General features: G+C 47.9%; 8 protein-coding genes. All 8 read right to left on the bottom strand.

Annotated elements, in window-relative coordinates:
• On the bottom strand, nucleotides 1–200 hold a 200-nt coding region (locus QZX97_RS10300), incomplete at its 3' end, for a hypothetical protein (protein WP_295664634.1).
• A gap of 36 nt (nucleotides 201–236) precedes the next feature.
• The gene (locus QZX97_RS10295) at nucleotides 237–611 is read right to left on the bottom strand and encodes a terminase small subunit (RefSeq protein WP_295652977.1); all 375 of its coding nucleotides are present in this window, start codon (nucleotides 609–611) and stop codon (nucleotides 237–239) included.
• Nucleotides 612–954: 343 nt separating this feature from the next.
• Nucleotides 955–1,422, bottom strand: coding sequence for a nuclear transport factor 2 family protein (locus QZX97_RS10290; RefSeq protein ID WP_295652980.1), 468 nt, complete (start codon nucleotides 1,420–1,422; stop codon nucleotides 955–957).
• A gap of 135 nt (nucleotides 1,423–1,557) precedes the next feature.
• Entirely contained in the window at nucleotides 1,558–1,767 is a 210-nt protein-coding gene (locus tag QZX97_RS10285; RefSeq protein ID WP_295652982.1) for a DUF433 domain-containing protein, read from the bottom strand.
• Nucleotides 1,768–1,911: 144 nt separating this feature from the next.
• Entirely contained in the window at nucleotides 1,912–4,230 is a 2,319-nt protein-coding gene (locus QZX97_RS10280; protein ID WP_295652984.1) for a GH92 family glycosyl hydrolase, read from the bottom strand.
• Nucleotides 4,231–4,393: 163 nt separating this feature from the next.
• Nucleotides 4,394–5,404: a type IX secretion system membrane protein PorP/SprF gene (locus QZX97_RS10275; protein ID WP_295652986.1), complete on the bottom strand. Its 1,011-nt coding sequence runs from the start codon at nucleotides 5,402–5,404 to the stop codon at nucleotides 4,394–4,396.
• Nucleotides 5,405–5,590: 186 nt separating this feature from the next.
• Nucleotides 5,591–9,031 (bottom strand): PKD domain-containing protein, encoded by a 3,441-nt coding sequence (locus QZX97_RS10270; protein WP_295664633.1) that lies wholly within the window; start codon nucleotides 9,029–9,031, stop codon nucleotides 5,591–5,593.
• A gap of 167 nt (nucleotides 9,032–9,198) precedes the next feature.
• Nucleotides 9,199–10,809: PKD domain-containing protein (locus tag QZX97_RS10265; RefSeq protein WP_295664632.1), on the bottom strand; the 1,611-nt coding region annotated here is incomplete at its 5' end.

Here is a 10,809-nt window from a genome sequence, read left to right as displayed (position 1 = left end):
GCCCTCATCTTGTCCCCATCACGCTCCAGCAATTGTGCATACAATTCGTCGCTTACCTCTTGGGTAAAAGCCGCACTGGGCCGGGTTTGCCCGTGCTCCGCTTCAAAAGCAATATCTTCAGCCGTTTCCGTCCGGTCAACCTCGGGCAAAGGCTTCCAATTCGCTTTGTAAAAACCCGTATGTTTACAAAGCCTGTCCAAAGCCGCCATTTTGTTGTGCAGTTTTATTTTGACCAGCTAACCAAAAATGTGCCCGTCCTGGTAGCACATATCTGCCCGTTGGTAATAGCTTACCGCCGCTTTTTCCTCGTCGGTCAACTGATGCATCTTCTTCGGCAGCCCGTAATCGTCATAATAATTACCCATATTACAAAAGGCAATCTTCATCAGTTCGCGCAGCAGCATATCATGCGTCAATTCCGCACGTGCCGCGCTCCGGCTCATCGCCGCCTTCAAATACGCCTGCATCTTCGGCACGTGCAGCAAATCGCCCTTAAGGGCGGTATTCTCGCTATACCCCGCCGCCACGGCAGCCCTATAAGCGTTAAAACTCAATAGATACTCCTCGCAAAATTTTTGTTGTTTAAATGATAGTTCCTCTAAAATGGCCATGGTTGTTTGATTTTTGGTTTAAAAATGAATTTGTTGTTAGTCTATAGTCGAAAGTCCGGAGTCTTGAGTTATAGACAAAACAACAGATCGGAATCTTAAAGCTTTTTATCAACTACCGACTTAAGACTATGGGCTCAAGACTTCGGACTCAAGACTATGGACTTTTCCACCCACAAAAATCGGCATAAGCATCCAACAAAGTGGTCTCACAATATTGACACTACTTTAAAGTCAGTGCCACCCTGCCATGTAATTAAGATTGAATTTCCACCATCTATATTATAAATATAAATACGATAGGTCGCAGGACATCCCAAAAGAGCCGTGAACCAATCATCCCAATTTAATGGCCATAAGTAACCTCACGTGTTACCCGCCAAACACCATTCTTTTTCTGCCAAATCTGCATAAATTTAAAAGTGCCGGTCTGTAGCTTGCCATTTTCGATGTGCGAGAAGGTATGCTGCCCGGTTTCTATCGCGCCGTAATCCTTAATCGGGTACACTTCCATGGTTCCGGCAATTAATTTACGGGTCAAAACGTACCCCATTTTAAATACCCCGCCGAAAGCCTTTTTGGTCTCATCAAAATTCCGCACCCCGGTATTGTCCTGGTAAAGTTCCAAACTCGGGTCAAAATAATTCATCAGTTGGTCAAGTTGACGGGCATTAAACGCCGCGAACTGCAACGAGTCCAACCGCGCAATCTCATTGAACAACGGCCCCGATGTTTGCGTCGCCGCGCGATTAGCGGTAAAAAGGCCGGCTGCTATTAAAAAGGCAGTAGCCAAATATGTATAAATTGTTTTCATTTGATGGTTTTGGTCATTGATTAAACTCGCCAGTTCAGGCGTCCACGCCTGAACACTTTAAACAGGGAGCGTCTACGCTCCCGAAATCAAATCGCCTCTGCAGTGCAAGCGTGGACGCTTGCCTTCATGGAACATTCAGGCGTAGACGCCTGAACGGGCAGCGTATGACAGGGCAGCAATAATATCTTCCTGCTGCAAATAAGGGTACATTTTTAAAATATCATCGGTAGCAAAGCCCGATGCCAGCAAACCGATAACCGTGCCTACAGTCATCCTCAACCCCCTGATACAAGGCTTACCACCCATTATATTGGGGTTTAGCGTGATGCGTTCTATATTTTTCATAAAGCGGGTGCTATCTCCTTATATACAAAAATACACATTAATTTATAAATTGTAAATGATCCGTCCACGCAGGGTCTCCCTACAGCTATCCTGTACAAAGCGGCAGGTTACAAACGCCTTGCGCTATGCCCTATGCACCCCCGCTCAATACCCCCTCGAAAACGAATACGGAAAATCAACATCCTTCACCCCGCGCTGTTTATTCGGCGTAGCCGACATCCCAAAATCAATCAACGCCCCTTTCATCAGCGCGCTATGGCTCAGCCAGTTAAAATCGTAGGGTTTGCCATTATAGGTAAGGGTGCTAACATATTTTTTACTTTCATTATTTTCAGGCGAAAGAATAAGTACAGTTTTTCCGTTTTCCAGCTTCAAAGTGATTTTTTTAAACAGTGGCGCGCCCAAAGCATACTGGTCACTGGCGGGGCAAACCGGGTAAAAACCCATCGCCGAAAACACATACCAGGCCGAGGTCTGCCCGTTGTCCTCATCGCCGCAATAACCGTCGGGCGTGGCTTTGTACATGCGGTTCATGGTCTCGCGGGCCCAGTATTGCGTTTTCCAGGGTTCGCCGGCATAGTCGTACAGGTAAATCATGTGCTGTATGGGTTGGTTGCCATGCGCGTACTGCCCCATATTGGCTATCTGCATTTCGCGTATCTCGTGAATGGTTTCGCCGTAATAGCTATCGTCAAACACCGGCGGCAACGTAAACACCGAATCCAGCTTGGCCACAAACGTTTTTTTGCCGCCCATCAGGCCTATCAAACCATTAATATCATGAAAAACGCCCCAGGTATAATGCCAGCTGTTGCCCTCGGTAAAGGCATCGCCCCATTTAAAGGGGTTAAACGGCGTTTGGAACTGCCCGTTGCTGTATCTGCCCCGCATCAGGCCGGTTTGTTTGTCGAACAGGTTGCGGTAGTTCTGGCTATGCTTCGCATAAATATCGATCTCATCTTTAGGTTTGCCCAGCGCCTTGCCCAACTGGTATATGGCGAAATCATCATAAGCATATTCCAATGTTCGGGCCGCGCTTTCGGGATAGGTCAACACCGTATCATGTTTGGCGTTGATGGTATAATCGGCAGGTACGTAGCCCAAATCATTGTATTGTTGAACGCCGAAACGCCCTACTGCCCTAATCGGCCCTGCATTATTGGCACCGTGTTTCAAAGCCTGGTACAGGGTCTCAATATCATACCCCCGCAAACCTTTCAAGTAAGCCTCCGCCACTACCGAGGCGGAATTATTCCCCACCATCACATTCGCCAATCCCGGACTGCTCCACTCCGGCAGCCAGCCACCTTCTTTATAGTCGTTCACCAAACCCTCCTGCATCTCTTTGTTGATGGACGGGTATACCAGGTTCAAAAACGGGTACAGCGCCCTAAAGGTATCCCAAAAACCCGTCCCCGCGAACATATAACCCGGCAAAATTTGTCCGTTATACGGGCTCCAGTGCACTGGCTTGCCATTGGCATCTATCTCGTACAGTTTATTCGGGAAGAAAAGCATGCGGTACAGGCACGAGTAAAAAGTGCGCTCCTGATCAATAGTGCCGCCCTCGGCAGCCAGACGGCTCAGGGTTTTGTTCCATACCGCTTTTGCTTTTTGTTTGGTGATGTCGAAACTATCGCCGCCTACCTCGCGTTTCAAATTCAATTCCGCCTGCTCAAAACTAATGAACGACGATGCCACCCGCAGGTGCACCTGCTCCCCTTTCGTCGTTTTAAAACCGATGACCGCCCCGGCGTGTTTGGTATTGAGTTCCAGCGAATCCTTCACCAAAGCGGTATCGCGTGTGGTATAGGCCATGGTGAAAGGCTTATCCACATAAATCACAAAGTAGTTCTTAAAGTTCTTCAACGGACCGCGGGCATAGCGTGTACTATACCCAATGATCTTGTTTTCTTTCGGGATGACTTTGATGTACGAACCCCTGTCCAGCGCGTCTATCACCACAAAAGAGCTGTCGCTTTGCGGAAAAGTAAACCTGAACTGTGCCGCCCGCTCGGTAGGCGTTATCTCGGTAGTAACATCGGCATCAGCCAAATAAACACTGTAATAATAAGGTTTGGCCACTTCCGCCTTGTGCGAAAACCAGCTTGCCCGCCCGTTTTGCGAAAACTTTAAGTGATGGCTTACCGGCATGATCACAAAACATCCATAATCGTTCATCCAGGGTGATGGCTGGTGCGTTTGTTTAAAGCCGCGTATCTTATCGGCATCGTAGGTATATTGCCAACCGTCGCCCGTTTTGCCCGTTTGGGGGGTCCAAAAGTTCATGCCCCAGGGAAGCGCGATGGCCGGGTAAGTATTACCATTGCTCAGGTCAATTTTCGATTGCGTCCCCATCAAAGGGTTGATATATTCAACCGGGTCGCTTACATGGTCGATGATTTGCGCCTGAAGTGCGGTTGCGCCCATTAAAATGGCCAGCGTGAGATAGATTTTTTCCATAAGATCAGTGGCATGAAGGTAAAGATTATGTTCAGCAATAACAAAGCAGGATTTTGCAGGTCTTCGCAAACCCTATCAAAGTATAATCGAAACAAAACAAAACGGAAAAAAATATTATTCAAAGTCTCCCCCTTCAGGGGGAGATTTAGAGGGGCTGGCTGTCCTAAAACGTATGCCTTGGGCAGGTAACGTTGTATTTATTATTCAACAGCAAGCCAAGCACAATTTCGTGCGTACCGCTGCTCACCGTATTAAGGTTTGATGTGGTATAATCGTAAGAATAACCTAAACTCATAAACGAACCGATGTTAAACCCGATCATCCCGGCAACGGCATCGTTTTGGCGGTACGATCCGCCTATCCAAAAATGATCGCGAAAGGCCATTTTCATATTGATATCGTACGAAACAGGCACCGGGGCTACGTATTTAAACAACACCGATGGCAATATGGCCACATCGTCCGAAAGGAAAATCTTCACGCCACCCGTCAAAAAATAATGCGGCACGGCCTGCCCGGTATTATAAGCCGGGTTACTCGAAAAACTGATGGTTTCGGGCAACAATTGCTGTACCGACACGCCCACAAAATACGTCGACGAATAAGCCCAAACACCAGCGTTAACATCGGGTTTTAGCTGGTTGTTGTTGCCCCCGCTGATGGCCGGGTCGTTTTGCACGTCGGTAGTAACCAGCGCGGTGTTCAAACTGGCGTTGTAAAGCCCCGCCGAAACGCCTACAGCAAGGTTCAGGGTTGGGCTTAAGCCGATATGGTAAGCATAATTAGCATCAATATTGGTTTGCCTGATGGGCCCCGCGTTATCGCTCACAATGGTGAGGCCAATGCCATGGTGCGGCGCGGCGGCCTGATAAGTGGAGGTAAACGAACGCCCCAAAGGGTTATCGCCGTTGGCCGGGCCGCTGGTTGCGTCGCCCTCTATAAACTCCCTGCCCAATGGAGCACTCACCGTAAAATAAGTAGTTACCGGCGCGCCCTGCAAACCTGTCCATTGGCTGCGGTACCCTGCTTTAACATCAACATAGCTTTCAATACCCGTTACTGCCGGGTTGATGAGTATAGGGTTAAAAACATATTGGGTATATTGCGGTTTTTGTTGCGCCTGTACACGTAACGCCAAAACTGCAATACATAATATCAAGTAAACTCTCTTCATTTAGTTCTGTTATATGCCCGCCTAATCCGTTACCAAAATAATCATTTTCAAAAATTACAATTTGTTTTAACTAAAACGAATATTTTCAAATTTTTATATGTGGCGGAACGAATATACCTTTTTTATTTTTCAATCAGCCAATTTATCATTTTAAGCTGCATTTTTTAACTATCGCTGCTATTTTCATCACCTCACAATGGTAATATAACCCGATGATGCCGCCCTGCCATGTTTCGGGTTGATGATGTAGTAATACACGCCCACCGGCAGCGGCTTGTCGTTGTACCGTCCATCCCATGGCGTAGTATACCCTACAGATGAGTATACGGTTTGCCCCGTGCGGTTAAATACCTGCACTGTACAATTGCTGTAATCACTCAGGTGGTCTATCACCCAGGTATCGTTTATGCCATCGCCGTTGGGTGTAAAAGTATTGGGTATCACCGGCGGCAAAAGTACTTTCACCGTTATACTTGCCGATACCGAACATACCCCCTGCCCTGTTACAGTGAGGGTGTAGGTAGTGGTTTGTGTCGGACTGGCCGTCGGGTTCAGTAGCGTGGCCGAGTTTAACCCCACCGATGGTGTCCATTTATAACTCAAACTATCGCCCGTAGCGCTTGCAATGAGCCTGATTTTAGCGCCAAGCAAAATAGCGGTATCAAGGCCAACGCTAATCGTTGGCAGCGGGTTCACTTTTATGGTTTGTGTAGCTGTATCGGCGCAAGCATTGGTGGCCGTAAAAATATATTGGATGGTATGTGTTCCCACGCCCGCCGCCGATGGCGTAAAAGTAGTACCCGTCAACCCCGCTCCCGAAAATACGCCAGCAGGCCCTGAGGCACCTGTTTGAGTAATGTAAGGCGTCAGCTGTATCGGAGCTGCGTTAACGCACAATTGCCCCAATGGCGCAAACACTAATTTTTCTACCGGCAACAAAGTAATTACCACATCCACAGGCTGCGATACGCAGGTAACTCCGCCCGAGTAAGCGATCATCCGCACCGTATAGTTTTTATTCGGACCGGTATAAAACACAGGGTACGTATGGCGGAATATCTGCCCGTTCTTCGGGTGGATATACGTAACAATGCTCGTCGGGTCGTTGATATCATACTGCATCACAATTTTGGTTACCGAACCAAAACTCACGCTCGAATTGTTTACAAAAAACACCTCGTGGTCGCTGCAAAGCTGGTTGGGGTTTTGCACCGTAAATGCAGCCGTAGGGTTGGCGCCGTTCACGGTAAATGTCGTATCCAGCGTACTGCTGCAGCCGTTTTTCGAGGTAATGGTCAGCGTTAAATTATAATTAGCCGGCTGCGGGTTCGAAAACGCGTGCGTCGGGTTTTTAGCTGTCGATGTATTGGGGTTCAACGGTGTCGAGTTGGCATCGCCAAAATTCCACAGATAGGTAAATTGGGCCATGCTGCTGTCGGCAATAGTACTTTGGTCGCTAAAATGCGCCACCACGTCCGATATACAAACATCGGGCAAAGTAACCTTGATCACCGGCAGCGGGTGTACGGTTACCGAATCGATAAACGTATTGCCCGAACATCCTTTATCGGTTATATTATACAGCTTTACGCCGAAAGTGCCCGACTTCGTGAATATATGCGTAAAAGCTTTGTTATTGGTCTGCGTTTGCAAGGCGCTTCCATCCCCAAAATCGTACACCCACTGGGCTATGGGGCGCTCTGTGGTAGTTGATTGGTCGGTAAATGTTACGGCCCGCGTTACACAATCAGGCGTCGAAAAAGTAAATTTCGCTACCGGCAAAGCATACACATGTATCTTTTTCAGGTACGGTCCCGATGCGCAGCCTGTCGACCCCGTTGCCGTTAGCGATACCGAATAATCGCCCGGCTTAATAAACGAGTAGATAGGGTTTTGTAGTGCCGATGTATCGCCATTGTTAAAATTATAATGCCAGGCTATTACCGGGTTGGCCACGCCGTTGGTCTGGTCGTGAAACTGGATGGTATCCGTGGTGCATATCGTATCGCGCGAACTAAACTTCGCCACCGGCGGGTCCACGATGTTAAAGTTTAAGTCGGTAATATCCGTCGAACCGCAAATATCCGCCGCCGGGTTAAACGAGGTTACGGTAATATCATACGTTCCGGCTTTGTTGTAAATCACCGGTTTGGGGTAGTTATAGGTATACAGCGTCTGGCTGCCGCTCTGAGTGGTTTGCGCTACTTTCGGACTGTTATCCGTATATGTTGGCAAGCCATTCTTTAGATCCCAGGTCAAACTGTTGGTTTGATAGGGTAAGGTAATATTGGTATTAAAGGCCTGCGAGGTACATCCGCTGGTAATCACCGCTTTTGTTGCCGGGTTAATTACCTGCACATATTCGTTAAGGTCTTTCAGGTTGGTACCCGCCGCGTAGCCGTACGATTCGGCATTGCCAAAACCATAAGCAATGGCGTTAAAGCCGGCGCTGGCCTGTATGGTATGCGTGCCCGATGTTACCGAAAACTGCCCAAGTGAATAAGTAGGGTCCAGTCCAAAAGGTGAGAATTGGCTGCCTTTAGATACCCCGTCGATAGTGAAGGTGGATGCTGACGCACTTTTGATGATCACATTGATAAATTGTTCGGTGATCATTTCTTTTGGCGTCGAGTATAGCGTAGCCTCGTTAATGGATTGCTCGATCGGCGTTAAAAATATCATCTCTGGGTCGCCAACATCATTCGGATCGTAACCGCAATTGATGGTGTTGGCCTGGGTTACGGCATACTGTACCACCTGTATCGGTTTGTCCGATCGGATAATATTAGGTACATTGCTGTTAAACTCATAATAAAGACCGTTGGCAAATTGGTTTGCGCTCAGTGCAGTGCCGTTTAACGTAACATTGGCTGAGGGGTCGCTCAATATAATCCGAAAAATATCGTAATTACGCTGCCCAAGTGGCACAGTGTAATAGTTTTTTCCCCACGATGCCGTCGGGTACACTTGTTGGAAAAGGTTATCTGAAGTGATCCCGATACTCGCCGGCTCTGCCGGAACCCCCGGACTGCAACCAATATACAACTTACTGCTACCCGAAAAAACGGCTATTTTTTTGCAGGTATTGGTGCCCACACTTACCGACTGTATGCGTGAACCCGTCAAATCGGTAAAAGAAAACGCCTGGTAAATATCGCCTTTCTTCATATTCAACGTAAATGTCGACCCTGCCGTTTGCCCCGTTGTGAGGTCAGCCGTGGGGGTTACGTTAACCACGGTACTATCTTGCGTAGCTACAATCACAAATTCCGAATAAGCGGGCTGTTCGTTGGATTGCTGCGTATAATTGATAGAAAAGTAATCTTTCCCCAGCGTAGGCACAGGCAACAACAAAGTAGCGCCCGATACGGTGGTGGCGTGTATATGCGCAAAAACAACGATGGGCAATAGTGCTATAATATGTATCCCTTCCGCAAACTGCCCCGCCTTAGTCAAAAAACAGCTTTGAGGCATGGTCAATATCGTGATCTGGTTGGCAGTTACCGTAAAGTTTTGTGTGGGACTTCCATCCACAAAAGTAACCGAACCTGTGGTGTTCACATCCGAAGTGATGTAAAGGTCCATTTCGCAGGGCCCGTCGTTGTCAATGCCGCGGATATTCTGCATAAACGCGGTCCAAAATTCGGTACCCTTATTGGTTGTATTCGATTGCGGAAAGGCCTTCAGGCAAAATAAGCATAATACCGCGATACATAGAATTTTTATCTGTTTCACTTGGTGCGTACTTATCTGCTTAAATAATCAAAATTTCGTTAAAGCTATGCAAAATATCGTTACCTGATAATGGCAACGTAACCGCTGATTTTGGTGCGGCCGTTTTTAGGGTCAATAATGTAATAATACGTTCCCTCAGGCAAATTTGCGCCATTATAACGCCCGTCCCATGGGATGGAGTATCCCACCGATGAAAATACTTTGCCGCCATTGCGGTTATACACATCAACCGTAGCACCCGGATAGGTATCCAGATTTTGTATAATCCAGGTATCGTTTATACCATCGCCGTTAGGCGTAAAACTTGTCGGAATAACCGGCGCCTGCAAAACTGATACAGTTACTGTCGATGTTACCGGGCACGAAACACCCCCGTTTGTCGAAATAACGGTCAGCGTGTATCTTGTGTTAACGGTTGGCGAAGCTACAGGCTGTAAAACGTCGGTCCTGTTCAATCCCGCCGAAGGGCTCCATAAATATAGCAGGTTACTTCCTGTTGCTGTGGCCTTTATCTGGATATGCCCGCCTGCCAGCACCACCACATCAGGTCCCGCCGATACCGTAGCCACAGGCTCAACTGTTACCGTTTGCGAAAGTGTATCCGCGCAACCATTGGCCGAGGTATAAATACATTTGACGGTGTACGTCCCCACTCCCGCTATAGCGGGATTAAAAATACCCGTCGGCCCAACACCGGTTCCGGTAAATACCGCTCCGGGTGTACCGATCGGGCCGTGATGCACAATGTTCAGTTGTACCGGGTCGGCGTTCTCGCAAATATTAGCTATAGCCGGGAAAGTAATCGTTGGCACACCCAATACCGTAATGTTTTGGCTGCTGCGGTTAACACAGGTACCACCCGAGTACGCATCCATCACCACTTGGTAAGAATGCGTCAACGAATCCTGAGGATACGTGTGCCTGAACAGTTGGCCGTAAGTTGGGTGCGCGTAATGCACCTTTACGGTTGGGTTATTTGCATAATCGTAAAACATGTCCACACTGGTAACGCTGCCATTGCCAAAACCCGGCACCGAGGCGCTGTCCACAAAAAACACATCCCGGTTGCTGCACAAGGTCGTCGGGTTCAGCACCACAAATTTCGATTGCGGCGATGAGCCATTTACGGTAAACTGTTTCACCGTATCCACCACGCAACCATGTGCCGAGGTAATGGTGAGCGTTACATTATAATTACCCGTAGCGGTGTATTTATGCGTCACGGTTAGCCCGGTGGCGGTATTGGGGTTGTTTGCATTGGCCCGGGTCGCATCGCCAAAATTCCAACTGTAAGTTGAAGTGGTATTATCGGCAATAGTCGAAATCGCTGTAAACTGGGCATGGGTATCGGCCAAACAAACGTCGGGTACGGTAAAATCTTTTGTTGGCAGCGGGTAAACAACTATACTTTTTGTAACCGTTAAACTTGCACAACCCAAACTGCTCACTGTGTATAGTTTAACGTTATAAGTACCTGCCGTAGCGAATACGTGTGTAAAAGCAGCATTATTGGTATGCGTATCCAACGGGCTGCCATCGCCATAATCCCAAATCCATTGCGTATTGGTACCTTCAGTACTGGTCGACTGGTCGGTAAGCGTTATCTGCTTCGTTTCGCAATCAATTGCCGACCAGGTAAAATTGGCCACCGGCTTCGTATAAATGTGTAT

Origin of the sequence: uncultured Mucilaginibacter sp., from assembly GCF_903893715.1 — a bacterium.
In the GTDB taxonomy this organism is placed as follows: domain Bacteria; phylum Bacteroidota; class Bacteroidia; order Sphingobacteriales; family Sphingobacteriaceae; genus Mucilaginibacter.
This window is presented reverse-complemented; position numbering and strand designations above follow the sequence as displayed.

What these genes read in the sequence shown, in the direction of transcription:
- QZX97_RS10295 (WP_295652977.1), bottom strand. Translation starts at nt 611, where the DNA reads ATGGCCATTTTAGAGGAACTATCATTTAAACAACAAAAATTTTGCGAG.
- QZX97_RS10290 (WP_295652980.1), bottom strand. Translation starts at nt 1,422, where the DNA reads ATGAAAACAATTTATACATATTTGGCTACTGCCTTTTTAATAGCAGCC.
- QZX97_RS10285 (WP_295652982.1), bottom strand. Translation starts at nt 1,767, where the DNA reads ATGAAAAATATAGAACGCATCACGCTAAACCCCAATATAATGGGTGGT.
- QZX97_RS10280 (WP_295652984.1), bottom strand. Translation starts at nt 4,230, where the DNA reads ATGGAAAAAATCTATCTCACGCTGGCCATTTTAATGGGCGCAACCGCA.
- QZX97_RS10275 (WP_295652986.1), bottom strand. Translation starts at nt 5,404, where the DNA reads ATGAAGAGAGTTTACTTGATATTATGTATTGCAGTTTTGGCGTTACGT.
- QZX97_RS10270 (WP_295664633.1), bottom strand. Translation starts at nt 9,031, where the DNA reads ATGCAGAATATCCGCGGCATTGACAACGACGGGCCCTGCGAAATGGAC.